The sequence below is a fragment of the Kineosporia sp. A_224 genome, assembly GCF_002198655.1.
GTDB lineage: Bacteria > Actinomycetota > Actinomycetes > Actinomycetales > Kineosporiaceae > R-H-3.
This window is the reverse complement of the sequence record NZ_MWLN01000202.1, coordinates 1-26,128: the sequence shown is the minus strand read 5'-3', so window position 1 is coordinate 26,128 and position 26,128 is coordinate 1. Positions and strand designations below refer to the sequence as shown.

General features: G+C 74.3%; 24 protein-coding genes and 1 other RNA gene. 17 read left to right on the top strand and 8 right to left on the bottom strand.

Annotated elements, in window-relative coordinates; translation table 11 throughout:
• The first annotated feature begins 15 nt into the window (after positions 1-15).
• A complete protein-coding gene (locus tag EDJALFJO_RS24280) occupies positions 16-1,551 on the top strand; it encodes a histidine kinase N-terminal domain-containing protein (RefSeq protein ID WP_088288897.1) in 1,536 nt (511 codons plus the stop codon).
• Between the two features lie 235 nt (positions 1,552-1,786).
• Here EDJALFJO_RS24280 and EDJALFJO_RS24275 read toward each other — a convergent pair whose 3' ends face one another.
• Positions 1,787-2,038, bottom strand: coding sequence for a WhiB family transcriptional regulator (locus EDJALFJO_RS24275; protein ID WP_088288970.1), 252 nt, complete (start codon positions 2,036-2,038; stop codon positions 1,787-1,789).
• A gap of 514 nt (positions 2,039-2,552) precedes the next feature.
• Between EDJALFJO_RS24275 and EDJALFJO_RS24270 the strand changes: the two genes are divergently transcribed.
• Positions 2,553-2,846, top strand: a complete 294-nt coding sequence (locus EDJALFJO_RS24270; RefSeq protein ID WP_088288896.1) for a hypothetical protein — start codon at positions 2,553-2,555, stop codon at positions 2,844-2,846.
• 37 nt (positions 2,847-2,883) lie between these two features.
• On the opposite strand, the gene EDJALFJO_RS24265 is transcribed toward EDJALFJO_RS24270, so the two are convergent.
• From EDJALFJO_RS24265 to EDJALFJO_RS24250, 4 genes are all read right to left on the bottom strand, one after another.
• Positions 2,884-3,675, bottom strand: a complete 792-nt coding sequence (locus tag EDJALFJO_RS24265; protein ID WP_158220555.1) for a SigB/SigF/SigG family RNA polymerase sigma factor — start codon at positions 3,673-3,675, stop codon at positions 2,884-2,886.
• The gene (locus EDJALFJO_RS24260) at positions 3,675-4,082 is read right to left on the bottom strand and encodes an ATP-binding protein (protein WP_088288969.1); all 408 of its coding nucleotides are present in this window, start codon (positions 4,080-4,082) and stop codon (positions 3,675-3,677) included. The genes EDJALFJO_RS24265 and EDJALFJO_RS24260 overlap by 1 nt, the downstream gene beginning before the upstream one ends.
• Positions 4,083-4,216: 134 nt before the next feature.
• Positions 4,217-4,840, bottom strand: coding sequence for a GNAT family N-acetyltransferase (locus EDJALFJO_RS24255; protein ID WP_088288894.1), 624 nt, complete (start codon positions 4,838-4,840; stop codon positions 4,217-4,219).
• A gap of 32 nt (positions 4,841-4,872) precedes the next feature.
• On the bottom strand, positions 4,873-9,246 hold the full coding sequence (locus EDJALFJO_RS24250; RefSeq protein ID WP_158220554.1) for an FtsK/SpoIIIE domain-containing protein: 4,374 nt from the start codon (positions 9,244-9,246) through the stop codon (positions 4,873-4,875).
• A gap of 183 nt (positions 9,247-9,429) precedes the next feature.
• On the opposite strand from EDJALFJO_RS24250, the gene EDJALFJO_RS24245 reads away from it, so the two are divergent.
• The 8 genes from EDJALFJO_RS24245 to EDJALFJO_RS24210 all read left to right on the top strand — a co-directional run bounded on the left by EDJALFJO_RS24245 (position 9,430) and on the right by EDJALFJO_RS24210 (position 15,119).
• Entirely contained in the window at positions 9,430-10,653 is a 1,224-nt protein-coding gene (locus tag EDJALFJO_RS24245; protein ID WP_088288892.1) for a CpaF family protein, read from the top strand.
• Between the two features lie 7 nt (positions 10,654-10,660).
• On the top strand, positions 10,661-11,536 hold the full coding sequence (locus tag EDJALFJO_RS24240; RefSeq protein WP_088288891.1) for a type II secretion system F family protein: 876 nt from the start codon (positions 10,661-10,663) through the stop codon (positions 11,534-11,536).
• Positions 11,533-12,525: a type II secretion system F family protein gene (locus tag EDJALFJO_RS24235; RefSeq protein ID WP_198950599.1), complete on the top strand. Its 993-nt coding sequence runs from the start codon at positions 11,533-11,535 to the stop codon at positions 12,523-12,525. The genes EDJALFJO_RS24240 and EDJALFJO_RS24235 overlap by 4 nt, the downstream gene beginning before the upstream one ends.
• 103 nt (positions 12,526-12,628) lie before the next feature.
• Positions 12,629-12,841 carry a hypothetical protein gene (locus EDJALFJO_RS24230; RefSeq protein ID WP_198950611.1) on the top strand — a complete coding sequence of 71 codons (213 nt, stop codon included), beginning with the start codon at positions 12,629-12,631 and terminating at the stop codon, positions 12,839-12,841.
• Positions 12,842-12,980: 139 nt separating this feature from the next.
• On the top strand, positions 12,981-13,328 hold the full coding sequence (locus EDJALFJO_RS24225; RefSeq protein WP_198950598.1) for a TadE/TadG family type IV pilus assembly protein: 348 nt from the start codon (positions 12,981-12,983) through the stop codon (positions 13,326-13,328).
• A gap of 32 nt (positions 13,329-13,360) precedes the next feature.
• Positions 13,361-13,828: a pilus assembly protein gene (locus EDJALFJO_RS24220; protein WP_233150012.1), complete on the top strand. Its 468-nt coding sequence runs from the start codon at positions 13,361-13,363 to the stop codon at positions 13,826-13,828.
• 8 nt (positions 13,829-13,836) lie between these two features.
• A complete protein-coding gene (locus EDJALFJO_RS24215) occupies positions 13,837-14,361 on the top strand; it encodes a pilus assembly protein TadG-related protein (RefSeq protein ID WP_143448755.1) in 525 nt (174 codons plus the stop codon).
• Between the two features lie 56 nt (positions 14,362-14,417).
• The gene (locus EDJALFJO_RS24210) at positions 14,418-15,119 is read left to right on the top strand and encodes an SDR family oxidoreductase (RefSeq protein WP_233150011.1); all 702 of its coding nucleotides are present in this window, start codon (positions 14,418-14,420) and stop codon (positions 15,117-15,119) included.
• Between the two features lie 78 nt (positions 15,120-15,197).
• Here the strand turns inward: EDJALFJO_RS24210 and EDJALFJO_RS24205 are convergent, their stop codons facing one another.
• The gene (locus EDJALFJO_RS24205; RefSeq protein WP_088288887.1) at positions 15,198-15,485 is read right to left on the bottom strand and encodes a hypothetical protein; all 288 of its coding nucleotides are present in this window, start codon (positions 15,483-15,485) and stop codon (positions 15,198-15,200) included.
• A 99-nt stretch (positions 15,486-15,584) separates the two neighbouring features.
• On the opposite strand from EDJALFJO_RS24205, the gene prfB reads away from it, so the two are divergent.
• Both prfB and EDJALFJO_RS24195 read left to right on the top strand, forming a co-directional pair.
• Complete coding sequence (gene prfB / locus EDJALFJO_RS24200; RefSeq protein ID WP_088288886.1) at positions 15,585-16,697, top strand: peptide chain release factor 2; 1,113 nt, start codon at positions 15,585-15,587, stop codon at positions 16,695-16,697.
• 115 nt (positions 16,698-16,812) lie between these two features.
• Positions 16,813-17,526: an AIM24 family protein gene (locus tag EDJALFJO_RS24195; RefSeq protein WP_088288885.1), complete on the top strand. Its 714-nt coding sequence runs from the start codon at positions 16,813-16,815 to the stop codon at positions 17,524-17,526.
• 99 nt (positions 17,527-17,625) lie between these two features.
• Here EDJALFJO_RS24195 and EDJALFJO_RS24190 read toward each other — a convergent pair whose 3' ends face one another.
• Complete coding sequence (locus tag EDJALFJO_RS24190; RefSeq protein ID WP_088288965.1) at positions 17,626-18,591, bottom strand: RIO1 family regulatory kinase/ATPase; 966 nt, start codon at positions 18,589-18,591, stop codon at positions 17,626-17,628.
• A 404-nt stretch (positions 18,592-18,995) separates the two neighbouring features.
• Here EDJALFJO_RS24190 and ftsE point away from each other — a divergent pair, with 404 nt between their 5' ends.
• From ftsE to smpB, 4 genes are all read left to right on the top strand, one after another.
• On the top strand, positions 18,996-19,685 hold the full coding sequence (ftsE, locus tag EDJALFJO_RS24185; protein ID WP_088288884.1) for a cell division ATP-binding protein FtsE: 690 nt from the start codon (positions 18,996-18,998) through the stop codon (positions 19,683-19,685).
• Positions 19,686-19,701: 16 nt separating this feature from the next.
• The gene (ftsX, locus tag EDJALFJO_RS24180; protein WP_088288883.1) at positions 19,702-20,619 is read left to right on the top strand and encodes a permease-like cell division protein FtsX; all 918 of its coding nucleotides are present in this window, start codon (positions 19,702-19,704) and stop codon (positions 20,617-20,619) included.
• Between the two features lie 103 nt (positions 20,620-20,722).
• Positions 20,723-22,120 carry a M23 family metallopeptidase gene (locus EDJALFJO_RS24175; RefSeq protein ID WP_088288882.1) on the top strand — a complete coding sequence of 466 codons (1,398 nt, stop codon included), beginning with the start codon at positions 20,723-20,725 and terminating at the stop codon, positions 22,118-22,120.
• Positions 22,121-22,283: 163 nt separating this feature from the next.
• The gene (gene smpB, locus EDJALFJO_RS24170) at positions 22,284-22,754 is read left to right on the top strand and encodes an SsrA-binding protein SmpB (protein WP_143448768.1); all 471 of its coding nucleotides are present in this window, start codon (positions 22,284-22,286) and stop codon (positions 22,752-22,754) included.
• A gap of 23 nt (positions 22,755-22,777) precedes the next feature.
• Here smpB and EDJALFJO_RS24165 read toward each other — a convergent pair whose 3' ends face one another.
• Positions 22,778-25,237 (bottom strand): bifunctional diguanylate cyclase/phosphodiesterase, encoded by a 2,460-nt coding sequence (locus tag EDJALFJO_RS24165; protein ID WP_158220553.1) that lies wholly within the window; start codon positions 25,235-25,237, stop codon positions 22,778-22,780.
• A gap of 281 nt (positions 25,238-25,518) precedes the next feature.
• Here EDJALFJO_RS24165 and ssrA point away from each other — a divergent pair.
• Positions 25,519-25,888: a transfer-messenger RNA gene (ssrA, locus tag EDJALFJO_RS24160) on the top strand.
• Positions 25,889-26,128 lie beyond the last annotated feature (240 nt).

The following is a 26,128-nucleotide window of genomic DNA, read 5'->3' as shown; positions in this document are numbered from 1 at the left end:
GTCTACTGTTGAGTCGTGCCGACCCTGAGCGAGCTCGTCGCCGCGAACACCGACCTCGAGGCGGCCGACGTCGAGTGGCTCCACCTGCTCGTCGGCGACTGGCAGATGATCTCGGACCTCTCGTTCGCCGACCTCGTGCTGTGGGTGCCGGACCGCGCGTCGGACGGCTGGGTCGCCGTCGCGCACTGCCGGCCGAGCACGGGCCCGACCGTCTACTACGACGACGTCGTCGGCACCCACGTGCCGCGCGGGCGCCGCGTGCAGGTCGACCGCGCGTGGGACCTGCGCCGGATCTGCCGCGAGCGGGACCCGGAGTGGCACGACGACGTCCCGGTCCGTGAGGAGGCGGTGCCCGTCGTCCGGCGGGACCGGGTCATCGCGGTCGTCGCCCGGCACACGAACCTCGCCGCGGCGCGCACCCCGAGCCGGCTCGAGCTGACGTACCTGCAGTGCGCCGACGACCTGGCCCGGATGATCTCGACGGGGGAGTTCCCGGTCGCGGGCGCCCCGACCGGCTCCCGGCGGGGTGCGCCCCGGGTCGGGGACGGCCTCATCCGGCTCGACCGGGACGGCCGGATCAGCTACGCGAGCCCGAACGCGCTGTCCGCCGTCCACCGGCTCGGGTACGTCGGGGACGTCCTCGACCGGTCGCTCGCGGAGATCGTGACGCCGCTGCTCGACCAGAGCGGGCCCGTCGATGAGTCGCTGCCCCTGGTCCTGTCCGGCCGGGCGCCGTGGCGCAGCGAGGTCGAGGCCCGGGGGACGACGCTGTCGCTGCGGGCGATCCCGCTCGCGGCCGCGGCGCACCGGATCGGCGCGCTCGTGCTCCTGCGCGACGTCTCGGAGCTGCGCCGCCGCGAGCGGGAGCTGCTCACGAAGGACGCGACGATCCGCGAGGTGCACCACCGGGTCAAGAACAACCTCCAGACCGTCGCCGCGCTGCTGCGGCTGCAGGCCCGGCGGATCCCGTCGGAGGAGGGGCGCGCCGCGCTCCAGGAGGCGATGCGCCGGGTCGCGACGATCGCGCTCGTCCACGAGACGCTCTCCGAGGGGCTCGGCGAGACGGTCGACTTCGACGACGTCGTCGCCCGGGTCGTCAAGCTCGCCGTCGAGCTCGCCGGGGCCCAGGCCCCGGTGGCCGTGAAGCGGGAGGGCCGGTTCGGCGAGCTGCGCGCCGAGAACGCCACACCGCTGGCGCTCGTGCTCACCGAGCTCGTGACGAACGCCGTCGAGCACGGGCTCGCGGCCGGTGGCGGGACGGTCACGGTCATCGCCCACCGCGAGGGCCGCAGTCTTCGGGCGGTCGTCAAGGACGACGGTGCGGGGCTGCCCGAGGGGTTCAGCGCCGGGGTCGACGGGCTGGGGACGCAGATCGTCCAGGCGCTCGTCGGCGGAGAGATGCGCGGCCGGATCATCTGGACGACGCCGCCCGAGGGCGGCACCGAGGTGAGCGTCGAGGTGACCGTGCACCGGGTGGACGGCGACGACGAGCCGGACTCCGGGGGAACCGTGTCGGGCGGTGCCGGGGACGGTGTGCCGGCCGGCGTCTAGCCGTACCGGCGCGTCGGGGACCCGCCATGTCGCTCGGCGCCGGGCGCGACGAAAGCACCGACGGCCGTTGTCTGCCGCCGGTGTTCGTCGTTGGTCTGCATACCGGTCCCGGGATCACGAGCCGGGGCGGACGCTGCCGCCCCGGCCTACCAGGGGTCTCGGTGGTTGGTTCGATCGTGCAGGTCGATCGTTCGTGCGGGCCGTTCGTCGGTGCAGGTGCTGTCGTTCGGGAAGGTCAGCTCGCGCGACGTGCGCGGGCGTTGCGGCGCTTGAGAGCGCGACGCTCGTCCTCCGAGAGACCGCCCCAGACGCCGGCGTCCTGGCCGGAGTCGATTGCCCAGCGCAGGCACGTCTCGACGACGTCGCAACGCCGGCAGACGGCCTTCGCCTCTTCGATCTGCAGCAGGGCAGGACCCGTGTTCCCGATCGGGAAGAACAGCTCAGGGTCCTCGTCAAGGCACGCTGACTTGTGCCGCCAATCCGCCATCAGGTGTTCCACTCCTCCAGCCCCGTGCGGGGGGCCTCGTCGCTTTCGGTGTCTGCGCGATTGCAGTGAGTGCTGGTGTCCCGACGTCCGCAACGGCATCCGTTCGCGCCTGTCGCCTCGGTCGTGGAAGGCGCCTCTTCGCGCTTCCCTGTATCCAACGCCAAGCCTCACATCCTTGTGCCCGCTTTCACAAGGGATACGGGACAACTTTTCGTCACCGTCCGCTGTGAATTCGCTGAGCGCGAGGAACTGTGTTCGTTCATGCACTTGTTGTGATGACTGCTGCTCAGATGCCCTGCGACCGGGGTCCTGGGTGCGGGTCCGAGCCCTGTACGGTGGCCCTGAGACGTGGTGAACGTCTCCTGACGGTGACAGGATGTGACGAATCATGACTCGCGAGCGGACCGGTGACGGTCACGAGACTCACCGTGTCCGTCAGATCGTCGCTGCGATCGTTTGTGCTGAATCCATTGTCGTCGTCGTTTACGGATTCGTCCTGGGGATTGAAACACTCGTGGACCGACCCGCCAGTTTTGTCGGCTCCGCGTTCCTCGCGCTCCTGGTCGTGCTGCTGGGCGCGGGGGTTGCCTCGGTGTCCGTCGGGCTGTGGCGGGGGCAGCGCTGGTCCCGCTCGCCGGCGCTCGTCTGGCAGGTGCTGCAGGCCTCGGTGGCGGTGCCTGCGCTCGGCTCGCGGCCGCAGATCGGTGTACCGCTCCTGGTCGCCGCGGTCCTCGTGGCCGTGGGTGCCTTCACGCCCGGCGTCGTCGAGGAGCCGGCGGACGGACGGACCCCGCTCGACCGGGACTGACGCCCGACCGGAGCGATGTTCGACCGGGACCGACCGGTCAGGCCTCGTCGGAGAGGTTCTCCCGCAGCGTGGACAGGCTGCGCGCGAGGAGCCGGGAGACGTGCATCTGCGAGACGCCCACCTCGGCGGCGATCTGGGACTGAGACATCCCGCGGCCGAAGCGCAGCGCGAGGATCGTGCGCTCGCGGGCCGGGAGCCGTTCGAGGAGCGGGCGCAGCGTCTCGCGGTTCTCGACGAGCTCCATCCCGGAGTCGACCTCGCCCAGCGTCGGCTGGGTGTCGTCGGGGACGCTCGGCAGCGGGACGGTCGCGTAGGCGGAGCCGGTGTCGATCGCCTCGAGCACGAGGTCGGCGTCGGCGTCGAGGTGGCGGGCCAGCTCCGGGACGGTCGGGGAGCGGCCGAGCGAGTGGGTCAGCGTCTCGCGCGCCTCGGCGACCCGGCGGCTGAGGTCCTGGAGCCGGCGCGGCACCCGCAGGGCCCAGCCCCGGTCCCGGAAGTGCCGGCGGATCTCGCCCAGGATCGTCGGGACGGCGAAGGCGGTGAACGAGTCGCGGCTCGCGTCGAACCGGTCGACGGCGTTGAGCAGCCCGATCGTGCCGACCTGCACGAGGTCGTCGTAGGGCTCGCCCCGCCCGCGGAAGCGCTGGGCGAGGTGGTGGACCAGGGCGAGCTGGCTCTCCACGATCTGCTCACGGAGCACCGCGTGCGCCGGGTCGTCGGCGTCGATCGTCGACAGCCGCCGCAGCAACGGGACCACCGCGGCGTCCGCAGGATGGAGCTGCGGGGACGGCTCGGTCGCCGCGCGTGCCGCGCTGCCGTCCCTCGTCACTACGCCCTCCGACCCCCGGTGTGGCTCAACCGGATCCAGCATCCCTCCTCGGTGGCCCCGGTCTCAACCCGCCCCACGAGTGCCTCGAGGACGGACCAGGCGAAGCTCGACCGGTCGGGGAGCGTCCGGGCCGGGCCACGGACGTGCACGTCGAGGGCGCCGGGACGGATCGTGAACTCCGTGTAGAGGTGCGCGTCGGGGTGCGTCGTGTGGCCGAGCAGCAGCGCGCAGGCCTCGTCGACGGCGATCCGCAGGTCCTCGATCTCGTCGAGGGTCAGGTCGAGCCGCGCCGCGAGGCCTGCGCTCGCCGTCCGGATGACCGTGAGGTAGGCAGGATCTGCGGGCACGCGGAGCTCGACGACATCCGTCACGTTGGTCTTCCCGCTCTGCCCGACGACTGTGATCATGGAATCTACCCCTCGCTGCCCCGTGCGACCCGTTGCGTGCCCTTGGCTGCACATCGGCCGAGCGGCCGGGGGTGTTACACAGACCGTACGACCGACCACGTCCCGTGCCTGTAACGGGCTGAGTCGATCCGACGCTACCGGCGATCCTGGGCCGGCGACGTTCCAGGTGATCCCGCCGTCCCGGCTGCGTCGGGGGTCTGCCGGGCGAGCGCTCGCAGGGGGTCGCCGGTGAGCCGGTGGACCGTCCACTCCTCGAGCGGCTCGGCCCCGAGCCGCCGGTAGAAGCCGAGCGCGGGCTCGTTCCAGTCGAGGACGTTCCACTCCAGCCGGGCGTAGCCCCGTCGCTCGCACTCCGCCGCGAGCTCGGCGAGGAGGGCCTGCCCGAGCCCGAGGCCGCGGTACACAGGGCGGACGAAGAGGTCCTCGAGCCAGATGCCGTGCCGGCCGCGCCAGGTCGAGAAGCTGACGAACCAGACGGCCGTCCCGGCGATCCGGGCGTGCGTCTCCCACCGGGCGGCGTCGGTGTCGCCGGCCGTGCCGGGGCCGGTGCTGCCGCCGGCCGTGTCGTCGTCGGGCAGCACCTCGGCGACGAAGGCGTGCACGCGCGGGGCGGGGCCGAAGAGCGCGGTGCGGAAGTCGCCCTCGTCGGCCTCGACGGCGTCCGGTTCGCGCTCGTACTCCGCGAGCTCGCGGACCAGGCCGAGGATCGCCGGGACGTCCTCGGGGCGGGCGGCCCGGACCCGGGTCCTCGTCGTCACGTCGGCCTCCTGTCGGTGATGCTGCTGCCTGATCACTCTCCCATCGCGGCGTCGGCGGGTGCGCGCGCGACCTGGACCGGCGTCGCGCGGCCGCGGACGACCGCGACGCCGCGGCCCGGGACCGTGGTGCGGGGCAGTGCGTCACGGACGCCGAGCACCTCCGCCTCGCCGGGGCCGCACGTGCCGAGCAGCAGCCCGCACCGCGACCGGCGCGCCGCGGCGAGCAGGCCGCGGAAGGCGACGACGGCGTCCGCCGCGGTCGCGGCGACCACGGCGGTCGCACCGGCCGCGACGAGGTCCTCGATCTGGGCCTGGACGTGGTCCGGAAGCCGGTCGAGGTCGTCGACAAGGACGACGGCCGCCTGGGTGTGCGGTCTCGCCGTCGCCGTCGCCGTCGCCGTCGCCGTCGGCGTCGCGGTCGCGGTCGCGGTCGCCGCGCCGACTCCGTCGGGCCCGGCTCCCACGACCGGCCGGCCGGTCCGCCCGACCTGGCGGCCCAGGGTGGCGAGGGCCGTCGTCCGTCCGGAACCCGGTGGCCCCGCGACGAGGACGACCTCGCCGGGCGGCAGCGGCAGCAGCACCGGCGTGGCGTCGTCCCCGCCGAGTCCGACGACGACGCCCGCCGGGCCTCCCAGGTCTCCGGGACCGCCCCGGCCATCGGGCGTGAGGCTGCCGCCGAGGTGGATGAGACGGTCCTCGCAGGCGTCGAGGTCCGCGACGTCGACGAGCCCGGGCAGCGGCACCAGGCGCAGGGGCCGCGCCCCGCCCTGCCCACGACCGGCTGCCGGGGCACGGGCGAGCCGGACGAGCGCCGCCTCCTGCGCCGCCGGGGCGGGGTCACGGTCGAGCAGCCCGACCTGCGCCTCGACGACAGACCGGGAACCGTCGCCCGCCGTGCCGAGCCGCAGCACCCGGCCGGGCGGCATCGTGGTGGGCAGCTCGTGCGACGCGAGCCCGGCGACGAGCAGGTCGGTGGGGTCGGCCGTCGGCAGGAGCAACCGGGTCGGCAGCAGGGTGCCGACCGGGCCGGTGAGCAGGCTGCGACCGCCGGCGGCGACGACGCGCAGGCCGTCGGTGCCGCGGTCACGGGCGACCGCCACCAGGTCGTCGAAGGGTCGGCCCCGGTCGTGCGCGCGCAGGGCGTCCGCGACCGGCTCCCAGCCGTCGACGACGAGGACCGTCCACCGGGTCCGGACGGGTTCGGTCGCCAGGTGCCGCAGCAGCCGGGCTGCGCGCTCGACGTCGTCGACGGTGACGACGGTGCCCATCCCCGGCAGGTCCGGCGGCACGGTCCGTGCACCGGGTCCGGTGAGCACGTGCACGTGCACGGTGCCGCTGGGGGCCAGCAGACCGGCGACGACGGCCCGCAACGCCGTCGTCCTCCCCGAGCGCGGGCCGCCGACGACGGCCAGGTGGCCGCGGCCGACGTCCCAGGACAGTGCCGTCCGGCGCTGCTCGTCGGGGAGGTCGGCCAGCCCGAGCACGACGTCCGGTGCGTCGCCGGCTCCGGCGCCGGGTGCGTGGTCCGGTGGGACGTCCGCGAGGAGCACCACGTCCGGCAGCGGCGGCAGCCACGGCGGGGGCGGTGCGGCGGCACCCGTGCGTGCGACCGCCTCCCGGCACGCCGCGGCGAGGCCGGCGACCGCGTCCGGGGGCCCGTCCCCGCCCGGTCCGGGCGCACCGGTCCGGATGGCCGCACCGCCGCCGGGTGCCCCGGCCACCCGGACCCGGACCGTGGCGTCGTCCGCGGCGTCCGGCAGCGCGAGCAGAGCGGTCTGGACCGTCCGCAGGTCGCCGCCGCCGGTCCGGGCGACGGCCCTCCCGGGCGCCGATGCGGGCAGGCCCGCCGCATCCGGGGCCTCGACGACGTCGTCGGAGTCGGTCCGGTCACGGACCCGCAGCGCGACCCGGAGGTTGAGGTTCGCCCGCATGTCCGCGGTGACGACGCCGCCGGGCCGCTGGGTCGCCAGCACGAGGTGGACCCCGAGCGAGCGGCCGACGGCGGCGACCCGGACGAGACCGCCGAGCAGGTCCGGGAGCTCCTCGGCGAGCACCCGGAACTCGTCGACGACGATGACGAGCCGCGGCATCGGCGCGGCGCCCGCCCGGTCTCCGGCGGCGAGCCGGTCGAAGCCGTCGAGGTCGGCGGCGCCCGCGGCCCGGAGCACCCGTTCCCGTCGGCGCAGCTCCGCCCGCAGCGCCGTGAGCGTACGGCGGGCGCCGTGCGCATCGAGGTCGGTGAGCAGGTCGCAGACGTGCGGCAGGTCCTCGAGCCCGGCGAACGCCGTCCCGCCCTTGTAGTCGACGAGCAGGACGGCGACCTCGGTCGGCGGGTGCTCGACGGCGAGTGCGGCGACGAACGTCCGCAGGAGCTCGGACTTGCCGGCGCCGGTCGTCCCGGCGACGAGGGCGTGCGGCCCGTCGGCGCGCAGGTCCACCGTCCAGGGGCCGTCCGGCCCGCGGCCCAGGACGACCCGCAGCGGGGGCGGGGTCCGGGGCGGCCGCGTCCAACGGCGTGCGATCGCGGCGCCCCAGCGGGCCGGCGGACCGGGCAGCCGGGCCACCTCCGGCAGGGTGACCTTCGCCGGGAGCGCGGAGCCGTCCGGCCGCGGGGTGGCGTCCCGGAGCCGGGCGACGTCGCGGGCGAGCCGGGCCGCGGTCCCGGGGCCGAGCCCGTCCGGGACGCAGCGGCGGAACCGCCCGTCGTGGCGCACCACGGCCTCGACGCCCGACGCCCCGGTCCTGGGCGCCCCGAGAACGACCGTGGCGAGGCACTCCGCCGGCAGCCGGGACACATCGTCGTCGAGGCAGAGGGCGACGACCCTGGACCGCGGCACCTCCCTGCGGTGGTCCGTGGCCCGGGCCTGCGCGGCGGCCCGGCGGAGCACCTCGGCCACAGCGGCGTCGCGCCGCAGGTCGTGCGCTCCGTCGAGGACGACGACCACCACCGCGGGGCCGCCCGGTGCGCCTGCCGCGATCAGGTCCCCGAGGGTGGTGGCGAGGGCGCCGTCCGGAGCGCCGTCGAGGTGCGGCAGCCAGCCCGTCCAGGCCCACCCGGCACTGCGGTCACGGTCCGACGACCGGACCACGACCCGGACCTCCTGCGGCGTGTGCAGCGTCACGACCTGGGCGACGACGGCGCGCGCCAGGTCGTTCGCCGGCCCGCGGGCGCCGGCGATGCCGAGGACGCCCGCGACGAGCAGGTCGACCGTGACCGGGCCGAGGGTGTGCTCGGCCGTCGGCGCCTGCGGCCCCTCGACGCGGACCCGGGCGGGCACGGGGCCGAGCCCGACCCGGACGACGAGCGCGTCGTCGTCGCCGGCCGCCCGTTCCCACAGCCGGCGGGTCGGCCCAGCCGCAGAGGTCGTGAGGCGCCCGAGGTCGGGGTGGGTGCTGTCCAGGCGCGCGGCGTCCAGGCGGAGGGCCACGGCGAGGGCCTCGGAAGCGTCGGCGACGGCCGTCGCGTGCTCGGCGGCGGCCCGGCGCGCGTCCCGCCGTCCGCCCCGCCGCTCGACGAGGTGCTGCCCGAGCAGCGCGAGCGGCGTGAGGAGCGCGAGGAGCAGGAAGGCCGGCTGGTGCCAGACCAGGGCCATCGGGACGGCGACCACGGCCGGGACGACGAGCGCGGGCCACGGCAGCCGTGGCGGCCGCGCGGGTGGCGGCGGGTCGGGGAAGCGCACGGTCGGCTCCGGGTCGTCCACCCGGACCCGGGGTGCCCGGTTGACGAGCAGGTGGCCGAGCCCGTCGGGGACGGCTGCCGCCGGCTCGTCGTCGTCCGGGCCGCGCAGCACGAGGTGCGACGACCCCGCGACGAGGTGCACGCCGTCCTCCCACCGGGTCGGGGCGCCGTCCGGGACTTGCTCCGGCACGCCGCCCGGTGGCGCGAGCGCCGTCCCGTTCGTCGACCCCAGGTCCTCGACGACGACCTCGCCCGGCGTGACGGTGATGACCGCGTGCGCCCGCGAGAGGTCGGGGTCGTCGACGCGGACCGTCGCGTCCGGTCCCCGGCCCACCACCCATCGCCCCGGGCCGAGCGCGACCCGGCGGCCGGCGTCCGGCCCGGCGACGACGTGCACCTCGAGCAGCGGGGCGGCGGCCGCCGTGGGCCCGGGCGGCCCGGCGACGAGGACCGCACCGTCGAGCAGCGGCGGTCGCCCGACGACCGCCTCGCCGTCCAGCGCGATGCCGCCGACGGAGATCGGGCGGCCGGGCGCGAGGCCGGCGGCCGCCTCCAGGGCAGGGCGGGCCACGGCGAGGCCCGTGCCCGCCGGGGCCTCGAGCACGACGTCGCACGGCGCCGCCGTCCGGCCGCGGTCGACGACGGTGAGCCGGACGGCGAGCCGCCCGACCGGTGGGGGAGCCGCCCCGGGCGGCGCCGTGGACCGTGGCGCGGAGGTGGTCGTCATGGCCGGGGAGTCTGCGCCGGGGGACCGACGATCCGCGTCCCGCGGCCGCCGGCCTGTGGATAACCGCCCCGTTGTCATGCCGTTCGTCACGGACCTGTGGACAGCCGATGACGAGTTCGAAGATCACCTATAGGTTGCGTGATCTCCGCCGGGCGAGGGCCCCGGCGAGCCCCGGGAGGTGGCGTGGACGCGGTGGCGATCGTCGCCGACGAGGTGCGCGAGCTGATCCGCCGGCGCGGGCTCGACCCGGCCCGGGACCCGGGCGGCGTGCGTCGTCTCGTCGAGGACGTCGTCGCCGACTACGACGACCGGTCGGTGTCCGGTGCGCTGCCGCCGCTCGCGGACGCCGCGGGTGCGGTGAAGCGGGTGCTCGACGACGTCGCCGGGTTCGGTCCGTTGCAGCCGTACCTCGACGACCCGGACGTCGAGGAGGTCTGGATCAACGAGCCGGGCAAGGTCTTCGTCGCACGCGGCGGGGTCAGCGAGCTGACGACGACGATCCTCACCGAGGAGGAGGTCCGCGACCTCGTCGAGCGGATGCTCAAGACGAGCGGGCGCCGGGTCGACCTGTCCTCGCCCTTCGTCGACGCGATGCTCCCCGACGGCTCGCGGCTGCACGTGGTCGTCCCCGACATCACCCGGCGCCACGTCGCGGTGAACATCCGCAAGTTCACCGTGCGGGCCACCCGGCTCGAGGACCTCGTCACCCTGCGGACCCTCACCCCGCACGCCGCGCGCTTCCTCACCGGGGCCGTCGCCGCCGGGCTGAACATCCTCGTCTCGGGCGGCACCCAGGCCGGCAAGACGACCCTGCTCAACTGTCTCGCAGCCGCGATCCCGCCCCGGGAGCGGGTCGTCACGTGCGAAGAGGTCTTCGAGCTACGCGTCCCGTTGCGGGACGTCGTCGGGATGCAGTGCCGCCAGCCGAGTCTCGAGGGCACCGGTGACGTCCCGTTGCGGCGCCTGGTCAAGGAGGCGCTGCGGATGCGGCCGAACCGGCTCGTCGTCGGGGAGGTGCGCCAGGAGGAGAGTCTCGACCTGCTCATCGCCCTGAACTCGGGTCTGCCCGGGATGTGCACCCTGCACGCGAACTCGGCGCGCGAGGCGATCGTCAAGATGTGCACGTTGCCGTTGCTCGCCGGGGAGAACGTCGGCTCGCGGTTCGTCGTCCCGACCGTGGCGAGCAGCGTCGACCTCGTCGTCCACGTCGCGCTCGACCCGGACGGCGTGCGGCGGGTCGAGGAGATCGTCGCGGTCCCCGGGCGGGTCGAGTCGGACGTCGTGGAGACGGCCGACGTCTTCACCCGCCGCGGCGGCGCGGACCTCGTCCGGGCGGACGGGTACCCGCCGCACCCCGACCGGTTCGCGCGGGTCGGGCTCGACCTCGCGACGCTCCTGGCGGCGTGAGACCGGCATGGGTGTCGTCGTCGGGCTGCTCCTCGGGGCAGGGCTGTTCCTCGTCTGGTGGTCGTGCTGGGTGCCGGACGACGCGGGCGCGGCGGACGACGCCCCGCCCGGCTCCCGCGGACCCTCGGCCCGGCTCCGGGAGACGTTGCTGCAGGCCGGGATCGAGGCCGTGTCGCCGGCGGCGCTCGTCGCGTGCTGCCTCGGGGCGGCCGCCACGGCGTTCCTCCTCGCGGTCGGGGTGAGCCGGTCCGTGGTCGTCGGGTCGGCCTTCGCGCTCATCGCCGGCTGGGGGCCCATCGGGTACGTGCGGGCCAGGGCCCGGCGGCGGCGCACGGTCCTGCGGGACCTGTGGCCGGAGGTCGTCGACAACCTCACGTCGGCCGTCCGAGCGGGGCTGTCGTTGCCGGAAGCCCTGGGCCAGCTGGAGGAGCGCGGCCCGGAGCAGCTGCGGGAGCCGTTCGCCGCCTTCGCCCGCGACTACCGAGCGTCGGGGCGGTTCGGCGACAGCCTCGACGCGCTCAAGGACCGGCTGTGCGACCCGGTCGCGGACCGGATCTGCGAGGCGCTGCGCGTGACGCGCGAGGTCGGCGGGTCCGACCTCGGGCGGCTGCTGCGAAGCCTGTCGACGTTCCTGCGCGAGGACGCCCGGACCCGGGGCGAGCTGCTGGCCCGCCAGACGTGGACCGTCAACGGGGCCCGGCTCGCCGTCGCCGCCCCGTGGCTCGTGCTCGCGATGCTGTCGTCGCGGCCGCAGGCCGTCGCGGCGTACGACTCCGCGACGGGGGCCGGCGTGCTCGCGGCCGGTGGCGCCGTCTGCCTCGGCGCCTACCGGCTCATGCTGCGGCTCGGTCGGCTGCCCGACGAGGAACGGGTGCTCCGGTGACCGGCGTGGTCGGCGCCGTCGTGCACGCCGCCTTCGGTGACCTGTCGCCGACGGGGGCCCTGCTCGGGCTCGTCGCGGGCATCGGGCTGCTCCTCGTCGTGACCCGGGTGCCGTGGCTGCGCCGGCCGGTCCTCGACGACCGGCTCGCGCCGTACCTGCGCGACGCCGCACCGCCGTCCCGGCTGCTCGGGGCGCCGTCCGCTGCCCGTCCGGACCAGCGGGGTCCGCTCGCGCCGCTCGAACGGCTCCTCGCACCGGTCATGACGGACGCCGTCGCATGGGTCGAGCGGCTCCTCGGCGGGTCGGCGAGCGTGCGCCGCCGGCTCGACCAGCTCGCGCCGGGGCGCACGCTCGAGCAGTTCCGGGCCGAGCAGGTCGTGTGGGCCGTCGCCGGCGCCGCGGCCGGTGGCGCGCTGGGGGCGGTGTCGTCGGCCGCCGGGCGCGGGCTGTCCGCGGTGCCCGTCGTCGCGCTCCTCGTCGTCGGCGGTCTGTGCGGTGCGCTCGGCCGCGACCAGGCGCTGACGACCCAGGTCCGCCGCCGGGAGCGCCGGATGCTCGCGGAGTTCCCGACCGTCGCCGAGCTGCTCGCGCTGTCGGTCGTGGCGGGGGAGGGCGCCGTCGGCGCACTCGAGCGGGTCGCGCGGACGTGCCACGGCGAGCTGACCGACGAGCTGCGGCGCACCCTGGCCGACGCCCGGGCCGGGGCGTCGCTCGTCCAGGCGCTCGAGGGCCTCGCGGACCGGACGAGCCTGCCGGTGCTCGCGCGCTTCGTCGACGGCATCGCCGTTGCGTTGGAACGGGGCACACCGCTCGCCGACGTGCTGCGGGCGCAGGCGCAGGACGTCCGGGAGCTGACCCGGCGCGGGCTCATCGAGGAGGGCGGCAAGAAGGAGATCCTCATGATGATCCCCGTCGTCTTCCTCGTGCTGCCCGTGACGGTGCTCTTCGCGGCGTACCCGGGGCTGGCGATCCTCGACCTCGGCCGGTGACGCGGTGAGCAGCAGCGGTACCCGGGTGGCGGACGGGCGCACGACAGTACGGATGCATGGCGGCACGGATGTATGGATGCACTTGTTCCTACGGATGGGAGACATGGTGAGGACGTTGACGGCGGTGCTGTCGCGCGGGGCGCGGGCGCTCCGGGCTCGGGCGGGGCGGCGGCGGCACGACGACGCGGGCGAGATCCAGGGCTGGGTCTTCGTGACCCTCATGACCGCCGGGCTCGTGTTCGCGATCTGGCAGGTCGCCCAGGACCGGCTCACGACCCTGTTCGAGCAGGCGGTCAGCAGCGTCACCGGCGGCTGAGGTGCGCCGTCGCGGCCGTGCCGCGGGCCGGCGCCCGGGCCCAGGCCGGGAGAGCGCCGCGGGCCGGGAGAGCGGCACAGGCCGGGAGAGCGGCACAGGCCGGGAGAGCGGCGCGGGCCGGGAGAGCGGGACGGCGGTCGTGGACTTCGCGCTTGTCGGTGCGTTCGTCACGCTCGTGTTCGTCGCGGTCGTCCAGCTCGCCGTCGTGCTGCACGTCCGGAACACGCTCGTCGACTGCGCGAGCGACGGGGCCCGGTTCGGGGCGCTCGCGGACCGGGACCCGGACGCCGGTGCGGCGCGGGCGCGTGAGCTCATCGCGGCGGACCTGTCCCCGGCGTACGCGCGGTCGGTGACGGCCGGGCGGGAGCGGTTCGGCGGGCTGGACACCGTCGTCGTGACGGTGCGGGCGCCGCTGCCGCTCGTCGGGCTGCTCGGCGCGGGGCAGGTGCTCACGGTGCACGGGCATGCCGTCGCGGAGGCGCCGTGAGGGGCGTGCGGGCCGACGGGAACGGTCGGGGCGTGGGCCGTCGGGGCGTGGGCGGTCGGGGCGGCCGGGCGCACCGCGACGAGGGCAGTGCCCTGGTCGAGTTCGTGACGCTCGGGGTGCTCGTGCTGCTGCCGGTGGTCTACCTCGTCGTGACGCTCGGCCGGATCCAGGCGGCGTCGTTCGCGACGGACGGCGGGGCCCGGGCCGCGGCGCGCGCGTTCGTCGCGGCCCCCGACGCAGCGACGGCGTCGGCGTCCGCGGAGGCGGCGGTCCGGCTGGCCCTGCTCGACCAGGGGTTCGGAGCGGGTCCGGACGCGTTGGCCGTCGAGTGCTCGGAGCAGCCGTGCCTGACCCCGGGCGGGCGGGTCGTCGTCCGGGTGTCCGTGGACGTCGTGCTGCCGGGGGTCCCGGCGGCGCTCGACGCGGTCGTGCCGACGCACGTGACGATCCGCAGCACCCAGGTGGCGACCGTCGACGCGTTCCGGGCGGTCGCGCCGTGACTCGCGCCGTGACGAGCGCCAGGTCGTGGGCCGGCCCGCGGCGCCGGCGGGCGGACGACGAGGGCCAGGTGACGCTGCTGATCCTCGGCTACGCGGTGGTCGTCCTGCTCCTCGTGACGGTCGTCGCGGCGGCGACGTCGGTGCACCTGACCCGGCACCGGCTCATGGGCCTGGCCGACGCCGCGGCCCTCGACGCCGCCGACGCGATCGACACCGAGCGGTTCTACACCAGCGGCGCCGGCGCGGGCGGGCCGGCACCGGGCGGGTCGGAACAGCAGACCGCACCCGACCCCGTCCCGCTGAGCGACGCGAGCGTCCGCGCGAGCGTCACCGGCTACCTCGCCGTCGCCGCCCCGCTGCAGCCCTTCCCGGCGCCGCAGGTCGGTACCGGCACCGGCACCCCGGACGGCGTCACCGCCGAGGTCACCCTCACCACGACGGCCCGGATCCCGCTCGTCTCCTCGGTGCTGCGGCCATGGGCGGACGGCGTCCGGGTCACCGTCACCGCCCGGGCCCGCGCCCGCGCCGGCTGAGGGCGCCCCCGGCCGAAGGCTCCGACGTGCCGAGACCACCGACCCGTGGCAGCGTCGTGCGCCTGACCCCCCTCGATGGAGCCAGCGTCCTCGTCGCCGGAGCGAGCGGCGGCCTCGGCGCCCCGCTGAGCCGCTTGCTCGCCGACCGGGGCGCGAACCTCACCCTCGTCGGCCGGGACGCCGGGCGGCTCGCCGCGGTCGGGGTCGAGAAGGCCGCCGCGCACGCCGTCGACCTCACCGCACCGGGTGCCCCGCAGGCGTGCGTCGACGCCGCCGTCGCGGCCTGGGGGCGGCTCGACGGTGTCGTCTACGTGGCCGGCGTCGTCGCGTTCGGGCCGGCCGTCGAGACCGACGACGAGACCCTCGAACGGCTCGTCGCGACGAACCTGCTCGCTCCGATCCGGCTCGTCCGGGCCGCCTACCCGCACCTGCACGTGAGCGCCGCCGAGGGCCGGACGCCGTTCGTCCTCAACGTCTCGGCGGTCGTCGCCGAGCAGCCGATGGCCGGGATGGCCGCCTACACGGCGACCAAGGCCGGGCTCGCGGCGTTCGACGCCGCGGCCGGCCGCGAGCTGCGGCGCAGCCGGATCCGGCTCGTCGACGCCCGCCCGCCGCACACCGAGACCGGCCTCGCGACCCGCCCGATCGCGGGCCGATCGCCGACGCTGCCGCAGGGCAAGACCCCCGACGAGGTCGTGGCCCGCCTCCTCGCGGCGATCGTCGACGACGAGCGCGACGTCCCCTCGTCCGCCTTCTGACCCCGCGCGATCCCCGAGTTACTAGCCCGTATGACCCAGCAAAGGGGTCATACGGGCTAGTAACTCGGGGGAGGGGGGTCAGGTGCCGGGGGGCTTGCCGTAGTCGGCGCGGGCGATGGCCTCGACGGTCTGCTCCTCGGTGAACCGGTCCGAACCGGGGATCTGCGGGACGAACCCGACGAGCACCCCGTTCGCCATGACCTGCGCCTCGAGCCCGGCGGCGCCGTCGACGTCCCACAGCGCCTCGCGCCCGTCACCGAGCGGCACCCGGATGCCGAACCGGAACGCCGCCGGCCGGGCCACCGCCGCCATGATCCCGTGCTTGCGCAGGCCGTCGGCGATGCGCTGTGCCTCTCGCTCCTCCATGGGACCAGTCTGGGGGTACCCGGCTGGGAAGTCGCTGGGAGCGGGCTGGGCGGCATCTGGTTCGTGCCCCGGGCCGCCCTCCGCGTAACCTGACCGGTTGTGGCCGTCGACTTCCCCGCAGAACTGCGTGAGCTCCGCCAGACCCTCGGCTCGATCCTCGAGGTGAGCGACGTCCGCGCGCTCGAGAAGCAGGTCGCCGAGCTCTCCGAGCAGGCGTCCGCCCCCGACCTCTGGGACGACCCCGAGCACGCCCAGCAGGTGACGAGCAAGATGTCGCACGTCCAGGCCGAGCTCGACCGGCTCAGCGCCATGGTCAGCCAGATCGAGGACCTCGAGACCCTCGTCGAGATGGCGACCGAGGAGAGCGACGCCGACACCCTGGCCGAGGCCGAGACCGAGCTCGTCAAGGTCAAGGAGGCGCTCGGCCGGCTCGAGGTCCGCACCCTGCTCTCCGGCGAGTACGACGAGCGCGAGGCGCTCGTGACGATCCGCTCCGAGGCCGGCGGCGTCGACGCCGCCGACTTCGCCGAGATGCTCCTGCGGATGTACCTGCGCTGGGCGGAGCGGCACGGCTACAAGACCGAGGTCTTCGACACCTCGTACGCCGAGGAGGCGGGCATCAAGTCGGCGACGTTCAAGGTCGCCGCGCCGTACGCCTACGGCACGCTCTCCGTCGAGCAGGGCACCCACCGGCTCGTCCGGATCAGCCCCTTCGACAACCAGGGCCGCCGGCAGACGTCGTTCGCCGGCGTCGAGGTGCTTCCGGTCGTCGCCGAGACCGACCACATCGACATCCCCGAGAACGACATCAAGGTCGACGTCTACCGCTCGTCCGGCCCCGGCGGCCAGTCGGTCAACACGACCGACTCCGCCGTCCGCCTCACCCACCTGCCGACCGGCGTCGTCGTCACCTGCCAGAACGAGAAGTCGCAGCTGCAGAACAAGGCGTCCGCGCTGCGCGTGCTCCAGGCCAAGCTCCTCGAGCGGGCCCGCCAGGAGCGCCAGGCCGAGCTCGACTCGCTCAAGGGCGACGGCGGCAGCTCGTGGGGCAACCAGATGCGGTCCTACGTGCTCCACCCGTACCAGATGGTCAAGGACCTGCGGACCGAGGAGGAGACCGGCAACCCGACCGCGGTCTTCGACGGCGACATCGACGCCTTCCTCGAGTCCGGGATCCGCTGGCGGCTCAACTCGGAGAAGGCCGCCGGCTGACGACGGCACGGAACCGGTTCGGCCAACTGGTCGTCGGTACCCGCGTGACGCTGGGATGATCCCGGCGACAGTTCGCAGGGCCCAGGGGTCCGGGCCCGTCCGAGAGGAGCGCAGGGTGCGCAGCCAGTTGTTCGACACGGCGAACGCCGAGGTCCAGACCCAGGAGCGGTGGGTCAAGCAGAACAGCAAGATGGTCAAGGTGAGTCTCGGCCAGGACGTCCTGGCCGTGAAGGGCGCGATGGTCGCCTACCAGGGGCAGGTGACCTTCAACCACGAGGGCTCCGGCAGCGTCGGCAAATTCATCCGCCGGGCGCTCACCAACGAGGACACCCCGCTCATGCGGGTCGCCGGCCAGGGCGAGGTCTTCTTCGCGCGGATGGCGGAGGACATCTTCTTCATCCAGCTCGAGGGTGACGGCATCTCGATCAACGGCACCAACCTGCTGGCGTTCGACGCGAACCTCTCCTGGGACGTCCACCGCGTCCAGGGCGCGGGGATGCTCTCCGGCGGGTCGTTCAACACGATCATCCAGGGCCAGGGCAACGTCGCCATCACGAGCGACGGCCCGCCGATGATCCTCGACTGCTCGCAGCAGCCGACGTTCGTCGACATGCAGGCCGCCGTCGCCTGGTCGGCGAACCTCTCCCCGCAGGTCGTGTCGAGCATGAACATGAAGTCGCTCCTGCGCGGCGGCTCCGGCGAGGCGTTCCAGTTCGCCTTCCACGGCCCGGGCTTCGTCGTCGTCCAGCCGAGCGAGGGCCAGCCCCTCGGCGGCCCGGGCGGCGGCCAGCAGCAGCAGGCCGGCGGGCTCGGCCAGCTCTTCAGCTGACCCTCCGCACGGCCCGCACGGCGCAGCACGGACGGCGACCGGCAGCACCTGCTGCCGGTCGCCGTCCGTCGTGCCCGGCGACGCGGGGCTCTTGCCCGGTCAGCGCAGCCCGGCGTCGCCGAGCAGCCGCGCGGTGATCTCCCCGACGTCCGCGAGGTGCTCCGGCAGCCCGTGGCCGACGAACCACGTCGCGACGTTCTGCACGTCACGGGCGAGGAACGCCGGGCCCTGCGGGTTGCCCACGACGTCCACGACCTGCGGCAGGTCGATGAGGACGAGCCGCTCCTCGTGGACGAGCAGGTTGTACGCCGACAGGTCGCCGTGCGCGTACCCAGCGAGCGCCAGCGTCCCGAGCGCGTCGAGCATCTGCTCCCAGAGGTCGGCGAGCAGCGCCACGTCCGGCCGCAGGGCGGCGAGCCGGGGTGCGGCCACGCCGTCCGGCGTCCCCATGAACTCCATGAGGATCTCGGTGCCGTCGAGCTGCACCGGGTAGGGCACGAGCGCGCGGCCGCCGGCGAAGCCGATCGACCACAGCCGGGAGAGGGCGCCGAACTCGGCGCGCGCCCACTGCCCGGCGATGACCTCGCGGCCGAACTCGGTGCGCCGCTGCATCGCCCGCATCTCGCGGGACCGGCGCACCCGGCGGCCCTCGAGGTAGCCGGCGTCGCGGTGGAACTGGCGGTGCTCGTTCGACCGGTAGCGCTTGGCGGCGAGCAGGGTCACGGCGTCCGTGCCGGGCAGCCAGCGCTCCACGAGGTGGACGTCGGCCTCCTTGCCCGTCTTGACGACGCCCCGCTCGACGTCGAGCGCGTTGTGGTCGGTGATGACCCACTCCGGGCGTGGCGTGGGGCCGTGCTCGGACCCGAACCACGAGGAGTACGTGACGCCGTCCGGCAGGTCGTCCTCGGTGAGCCCGTCCGGTGGGAGCCCGGACGGGTCGTCGAAGCCGTCGGATCGGTCGTCCGGGCGGCCGCGCCCCGGCGGCTCGCCCGGGGCCGGGCCTTCGAGGTCGGACGCCGTGACCCGGCGTCCGTTCTTGCCGGCGCGCCTGCGGCGCGCGGGGATGTGGCTGCCGTCGTCAGACGGGTCGTCGGACAGGTCGTCCAGGTCGTGCGAGAGGTCGTACGTGGTCAACGGAGGAACTCCTCGGTCGGAAGGACAGGGGCAGGGCACAGCCCTTGACAGGCGCCATGACGTGTCTCCTTCCGATCGGTGCGCACCCGGGGGAGGGCGCGGTTGTCCTCGACGCGGACGTCGTGAGCGTGACGCGCGCGGCCCGGTGCGCGCAACTGGTTTTACGGGCGTGTGACACTGGACCCCGGTCCGCCGCGTGCGTGGCGGACCGCCCGGCCCGCTCCGTGTGCATAGAGTTGATCAGGCCGGACGACGTACGCCTGCTACACAGTGTCGCTGCGGATACGTTCCGTGACGACGGACCTGACCCCGAGACCGGCCGAGGACGACCTTCCGTGATCCGCTTCGAGAACGTCACGAAGATCTACCAGGGCACCACCCGGCCCGCGTTGGACAACGTGAGCCTGGAGATCGGCAAGGGGGAGTTCGTCTTCCTCGTCGGTGCGTCCGGATCGGGGAAGTCGACGTTCCTCCGGCTCAGCCTCAAGGAGGAGAAGCCGACGCGCGGGGTCATCCACGTCGCGGGCAAGGACGTCGCCCGGCTCCCCGGGTGGAAGGTGCCGCAGCTGCGGCGCCAGATCGGCGTCGTCTTCCAGGACTTCCGGCTGCTCCCGAACAAGACGGTCTTCGAGAACGTCGCGTTCGCGCTCCAGGTCATCGGCAAGCCGCGCCACGCGATCGTCCACACGGTGCCCGAGGTGCTCGACCTCGTCGGGCTCGCCGGCAAGGAGCAGCGTTTCCCGCACGAGCTGTCCGGTGGTGAGCAGCAGCGCGTCGCCATCGCGCGCGCGTTCGTCAACCGGCCGGCGATCCTGCTCGCCGACGAGCCGACCGGCAACCTCGACCCCACGACGAGCGTCGGCATCATGCGGCTGCTCGACCGGATCAACCGGACCGGGACGACCATCGTCATGGCGACCCACGACGACGAGATCGTCGACCAGATGCGCAAGCGCGTGGTGGAGCTCGAGGACGGCCGCCTGATCCGGGACCAGGACCGCGGCGTCTACGGCTACGCGCGCTGAGAGAGGCGAACAGACCATGCGGTTCCAGTTCATGCTGTCCGAGATCGGGATCGGCCTGCGGCGCAACCTGTCCATGACGATCTCGGTCATCCTCGTGACGACCGTGTCGCTCCTGCTGCTCGGCGTCGGGATCCTCGCCCAGAAGCAGGTCTCGGCGATGAAGAGCTACTGGTACGACCGGGTCCAGGTCTCGATCTTCCTGTGCGGCAAGGACTCCGACTCGACGAGCTGCGCCGACGGCGAGGTCACCCAGGACCAGACCGCCGCCATCCGCGCCGACCTCGGCTCGCCTGCGCTCAAGCCCTACATCGACACCGTGTACTACGAGTCGAAGGAAGAGGCGTACGCGCACTTCAAGGAGCAGTTCAAGGGCAGCGTCCTCGCGGACAACGTCGTCGCGGACCAGCTCCCCGAGTCCTTCCGGGTCAAGCTCAAGGACCCGCAGCAGTACCAGGTCGTCTCGGACGCCTTCCGGGACAAGCCCGGCGTCGAACGGGTGCAGGACCAGAACCAGCTCCTCGACCGGCTCTTCGCCCTCCTCAACGGCCTCAAGTGGGGTGCCTGGTTCGTCGCCGGCCTGACCCTGCTCTGCACGGTCCTGCTCGTGGCGACGACGATCCGGCTCACGGCGTTCACCCGGCGCCGGGAGACCGGCATCATGCGGCTCGTCGGCGCCTCGAACCTCGTCATCCAGCTGCCGTTCGTCCTCGAGGGGATGATCGCGGCCTTCCTGGGTGCCGTCCTCGCCTCGGGCGTGCTCGTCGCGTTCACGCACTTCGCGGTGCAGGGCTGGTTGAAGAACTCGCTGCGGTTCGTCGAGAACTACGTCACCGTCGGCGACGCGCTGTCGATCGTCCCCTTCCTTTTCGTGGTCGGTTTGCTGATCGCTGGCGTGTCGTCGTTCCTCTCGCTGCGGCGATACCTCAAGGTGTAAGTCTCGACAAGTTGTCGAGACTTGCCCGACGGCGACTTCCCCAGCACCACGTCGGACGGCGAGGTGTGCGGCGTCGTTCGCGGACGCCGGTGGAGGAGTGCCCATGCGCCCGACCGGGCTGCGTGCTGTCGTCGTGCTCGCCGCGACGTCCCTGGTCGTCACGGGTCTGACGTCCTCGACCGCGTCGGCCGCCCCGGCCGGAGCGGCCGCACCGGCCGTGGCCGCCGCGGGCGGTCCGGCCAGGTCGGACCGCGTCACCGAGCGCAAGAACGACCTCGACAAGCAGATCGACGACATCCGGGAGACCCTCGAGGGCACCTCCGCCGACCTCGTCGACGCCGCGGTCGCCCTCAAGCGGTCCGAGGCGGGCCTGGTCACCGTGCGGGCCGAGCTCGCGGCGGCCCAGGCCGCGCTGGCCGCGGCCGAGAGGTGGGACGCCGAGCTGGCGACCGAGCTGGCCGTCGCCCGCGAGGAGGAGGCCAAGGCCGTCAAGGCGCTCGACGAGCAGGCGAAGGCCGAGGCGCAGACCCGGGCCCAGCTCGGGCGCCTGGCCCGCGAGGCGTACTCGGGTTCCGGGATGACCGGCCTCTCGATCGCTCTCCAGGCCGACAGCCCGGACCAGTTCGCCGAGCGGATGGCCGTCGCCGGGGCCGTCATGCGCAGCGAGAACAGCGAGGTCGACCGGCTCGTCGTCGCCCGGTCGGAGATGCGGGCGCGGACGGCGAAGCTCACCGCGCTGCGGGCCCGTACCGCCGAGCTCAAGAAGCTCGCGGCGCAGGTCGTCGTGGAGCGGGAGGCGGCGCAGTCCCGGGCCGCCGCGGCCGAGGCCGAGCAGACCCGCCTCGTCGACGCGCAGACCGCGGCGCTCGGGGTCATCAAGGACAAGCAGGCGCAGGAGAAGGCCCGCCTCGCGAAGGCCCAGTCCGAGCAGGACCAGCTCGAGAAGATCCTGCGCGCCCGTGCCGAGAAGGCCCGCAAGGAGCGCGAGGCCCGCGAGGCCCGTGAGCGGCGGGACCGGGGCAAGTCCGGGGGCAGCTCCGGCGGCAGCTCGCGAGGCGGCTCGGGCGGCGGCACGAGCGCCGGGTCCGGCGGGTCGCAGACCAACCGCGGCGGGTACCTGTCGTACCCGGTCAACGCCCGGGTGACCTCCGGCTACGGCATGCGCTACCACCCGATCCTGCACTACTGGCGCCTGCACGGCGGCACCGACTTCGGTGCCGCGTGCGGCACCCCGCTGCGTGCGCCGGCGGACGGCACGATCGTCCGGGCCGGCTGGGCGGGCGGCTTCGGCAACCAGATCGTCGTCGACCACGGGTACGTCCGCGGCGTCGACCTCTCGTCCTCGATGAACCACCTGTCGCGGATCTACGTCCACAGCGGCCGGGTCCGGCGCGGGCAGGTCATCGGCCTCACGGGCACGACCGGTCTGTCGACGGGCTGCCACCTGCACTTCGAGGTCTACCAGAACGGCTCCCGGGTCAACCCGATGCGCTGGCTCTGAGCCGCGGGGCCGCGTCGTCCGGGAATCCCGGACGACGTGGACGGCGCCCGGCTCGTAGACTCGTCCGTCGGCCCGTACCGCGCGGGCCGCGTGACGCCGGAGGGAGGGCGCAGCCGTGGGCAGGGCAGCAGACCAGAAGGCCCGCAAGGCCAAGAAGGCGAGCATCAAGGACGGCGCGGGGCGCGTCCTCGTGGCGAGCAACCGCAAGGCCCGGCACGACTACCACATCGACGACACCTACGAGGCGGGCATCGTCCTCATGGGGACCGAGGTCAAGGCGCTGCGCGCCGGGCGGGCGTCCCTCGTCGACGGGTACGCGTCGGTCGACAACGGCGAGATCTGGCTCGAGGGCGTGCACATCCCCGAGTACGCGCAGGGCACGTGGACCAACCACGCGCCGCGCCGCAAGCGCAAGCTCCTGCTCCACCGCCTCGAGATCGACAAGCTCGCCTCGCAGTCCAAGGAGAAGGGCTTCACGCTCATCCCGCTGCAGCTGTACTTCCTCAACGGCCGGGCCAAGGTCGAGATCGCCCTGGCCCGGGGCAAGAAGGAGTACGACAAGCGGCAGACGCTCCGCGAGCGTCAGGACCGCCGCGAGGCCGACCGCGCGATGTCGACGCGCGCCGACCGCTGACCCCGCTCCCGGGGGTTCGTTCGTCAGATCGGCTGCGGGCGGCCGAACAGCCAGCCCTGGCCGCGGTCGCAGCCGTAGCGGCGCAGGGCGTCCGCCTGCTCCTCGGTCTCCACGCCCTCGGCGGTGACGACGAGCCCGTGCGCGTGCGCGAGGGACACGATCGCGGACACGACGGCGTCCGCCCGGGCGCTCGTGCCGAGCCGGTTGACGAACGACCGGTCGATCTTCAGGAAGTCCAGCGGGAAGCGGTCGAGGTAGGCCAGGGCCGAGTAGCCGGTGCCGAAGTCGTCGAGGCCGACGTGGACGCCCAGGTCCTTGAGCCGGCGCACCTCGCGGGCCCGCCGCCCGGTCGCGTCGAGGAGGCTGGACTCGGTGAGCTCGACGAGCACCCGGTCGGCGGGGACGTCGTGCGCCGCGAGCGCGGCCGAGAGCCGTCGCAGGTAGGTCGGGTCGTCGAGCGTGCGCGCCGACACGTTGACGGCGACGCGCAGGTGCCCGGGGACGTCGGGCCGGGCGAGGTAGGCGACGGCGAGCTCGGTGATCCGGCTGTCGATCTCGACGACGAGGCCGGTGTCCTCGGCGACCGAGATGAACTCGCCGGGCTGCATGAGCCCGTGCTCCGGGTGCTCGAGGCGGGCGAGGGCCTCACCCGCGACCTGGTCCCGGCTGCCGAGGTCGACGACGGGCTGCAGGTGCAGCCGGACGCCGTCGTGCGCGAGCGCCGTCCGCAGCCGGAGCTCGGACTCGATCCGGGCGTCCGCGCGGGCCCGCAGCGCGTCGTCGAAGACGGCGCACAGGTCCCGGCCGGCGTCCTTGGCCTGGTAGAGCGCGAGGTCGGCCTGCCGGTAGAGGTCGACGACGGACCGGCCCGGCTCGGCGCACCCGGTGACGCCGACGCTCGCCGTCGTCACGAGCGACGCGCCGTCCGCGAGCACGAAGGGCTCGGAGAGCCGCTCCCGCACGCTCGTCGCGACGACGAGGAGGGCGGCGTCCCCGGGGGCCGGGTCGAGCAGGACGGCGAACTCGTCGCCGCCGAGCCGGCACACGGTCGCGCCGCTCGGTGCGAGCCCGACGAGGCGGCGGCCGACCTCGACGAGCAGGGCGTCGCCGGCGACGTGGCCGAGGGAGTCGTTGACGACCTTGAAGCGGTCGAGGTCGAGGAGCAGCAGCCCGACCGGGTGCGCGGGCGAGGCGACGGCGAGCGCCTGCTCGAGCTGCTGCTCCAGGCAGGTCCGGTTGCCGAGGCCGGTGACGGGGTCCGTCAGGGCGAGCCGCTGGAGCTCCTCCTCGGCCGCCCGCTTGGCGGTCATGTCGGTGATGTGGAGCAGCACCCGGGTCGTGCCGTCCCGGCGGACGTCGGCGACCGCGGCGTGCACCCACACGGGGATGTCGCGCCCGTCGTCGCGGACGGCACGGACCTCGAGCGAGCTCTGCGGGGCGGGACCGGTGAGGCTGCCGAGGAAGGCCGCGACGGCGGCGCGGTCCTCGGGGTGGATCACCCCGGCCGCGAGCCCCGTGGGCTGCTCCGGCAGGTCACGCCCGAGGAGGTCGCTCATGGCCCGGTTGATCCGGTGCGCGGACCGGGTGCCGTCCGGGGCGACGTCGAACATGACCATCCCGATCGGGGCCTCGTCGAAGGCGAGGCGGAACTTCTCCCGGCTCAGCTCGAGGACGGCGACGTGCTCGGCCTCCTGGGTGACGTCGAGGGTCGCGCCGATGATGCCGACGATGTTCCCCTCGCCGTCGTGGACCGGTTCGGTCCAGGCGCGCAGGGTCCGGGGCCGGCCGTCGGGGGGCGTCGTCCGGAACTCGTTGCGCCAGCCGACCCCGGCGGCGAGGCACGCCTCCTCCTGGAGCCGGGTGCGCTCCCGGTCCTGCGGGTCGAGCCAGGTGCTCCAGGCGTCGAGGTCGACGGGGGTGCCCGGGTCGAGACCGACGAGCGCGAACATCTGCGGCGACCAGTGGATCGTGTCGTTGCGCAGGTCCCACTCCCAGATCGCGATCCCGGTGAGCTTGCGGGCGACGGCGAGGTGGCGCTGCGCCTCGGACGCGTCACCGGCGACGGCGACGTCCTCGGTGACGTCGACGAGGGTGACGACGGACGCGGCGGCGGCGTGCATCCGAGGGGTCACGGCGGTGGTCGCGGCGGAGAGCCAGCGGGGCCCGGCGGACGTCGTGACCGGGACGAGCCGGCGGTGGCCGAGGGGGTCGGCGGGCAGGTCGAACGGGGGGTGCGACCCGAGCAGCGCGTCACGGGGGACGTCGAGGAGAACCGCGGCGGTCGGGTTGGCGTCGAGGACGACGCCGTCTGCCGAGAGCAGCAGCATGCCCTGCGCGAGCCGGTCGAAGAGCAGGCCGAGCTGGGCGGCGTCGTCGCCCCGGGTGTCGTCGAGCGCGGCAGGGCCGGGTCGGGACGGCCTCGTCCCGGGGCCTGCCGGGCCGTGCGGGACCGGCACGCGGCCGGCGGCCGTGCGCGGGGTCATGGCGGCGTCACCGGCGCGCGGCGTCGGCGGCATGGGGCTGTCGCGCGCGGCGGATGTCGTCACATGTGTGGTCTCGGCCCGCCCCGGGTGATCCTGGATCACCCGTCCGGGCTACTGCGGACATGGCACGGGACGGTATCGCCCCGCGTGGCGTCCCCGCGCGCCGCCGGGAACAGGCGCCGGGCGCCGGCTGTTGGACCGAGAGGACGTCGCGGCCTGTCCGGCGCGGCGGCTACAGTGTCGGTGCGGGGCCTTCGGGGCCCGTGGTTGACAACTGCACAGGGGGTGACAGGTTTCGACGTTGGACGTCGTTCCAGGAGAAGCGGGCCGAGAAGGTGACGTGATCTCGTAAACCTCGTCGCAAACCAATAGGTGCTAACACAAACAGCGCCGACTACGCCCTCGCCGCCTGAGCGAGTGTGATAGTCCGTCAGCCCGGGCACGCCTTCGGCCCGGTCGCTGGCGTCAGCTAGAAGGCCACTGGCCAAGGGTCCGGTCACGGGATCTGCGGCGACACCAACAGTGACTGAGCCCGGCTCGGCGACATGCATGCTGGATCGCCGGGGCTGAGAAAAGCCGTAGCAGGCTGCGCCCGGAGAAGACCTGGTTCACCGCCGACGGACGCGGGTTCGATTCCCGCCACCTCCACGAAATGGGTCGAGGCCCCTCGCACAGCACCACCGTGCGAGGGGCCTCGACCCATTTCATGAAGCCCGTGGGAATCGGGAGGAGCGCATGCTCTGCGGCGAGGCACGAGCCGCAGAGCATGCGCGACGGATCCCGCCACCTCCACGTCGCGGCGAAGCCGCGAAGGGCCGAAGAACCAACTGCAATGCGGCGAAGCCGCGAGCCCACCCCGCAATGCGGCGAAGCCGCGAGCCCACCCCGCAA

What these genes read in the sequence shown, in the direction of transcription:
- EDJALFJO_RS24275 (WP_088288970.1), bottom strand. Translation starts at nt 2,038, where the DNA reads ATGGCGGATTGGCGGCACAAGTCAGCGTGCCTTGACGAGGACCCTGAG.
- EDJALFJO_RS24260 (WP_088288969.1), bottom strand. Translation starts at nt 4,082, where the DNA reads ATGATCACAGTCGTCGGGCAGAGCGGGAAGACCAACGTGACGGATGTC.
- EDJALFJO_RS24250 (WP_158220554.1), bottom strand. Translation starts at nt 9,246, where the DNA reads ATGACGACCACCTCCGCGCCACGGTCCACGGCGCCGCCCGGGGCGGCT.
- EDJALFJO_RS24240 (WP_088288891.1), top strand. Translation starts at nt 10,661, where the DNA reads ATGGGTGTCGTCGTCGGGCTGCTCCTCGGGGCAGGGCTGTTCCTCGTC.
- EDJALFJO_RS24230 (WP_198950611.1), top strand. Translation starts at nt 12,629, where the DNA reads ATGGTGAGGACGTTGACGGCGGTGCTGTCGCGCGGGGCGCGGGCGCTC.
- EDJALFJO_RS24205 (WP_088288887.1), bottom strand. Translation starts at nt 15,485, where the DNA reads ATGGAGGAGCGAGAGGCACAGCGCATCGCCGACGGCCTGCGCAAGCAC.
- ftsX (WP_088288883.1), top strand. Translation starts at nt 19,702, where the DNA reads ATGCGGTTCCAGTTCATGCTGTCCGAGATCGGGATCGGCCTGCGGCGC.
- EDJALFJO_RS24175 (WP_088288882.1), top strand. Translation starts at nt 20,723, where the DNA reads ATGCGCCCGACCGGGCTGCGTGCTGTCGTCGTGCTCGCCGCGACGTCC.
- EDJALFJO_RS24165 (WP_158220553.1), bottom strand. Translation starts at nt 25,237, where the DNA reads ATGACCCCGCGCACGGCCGCCGGCCGCGTGCCGGTCCCGCACGGCCCG.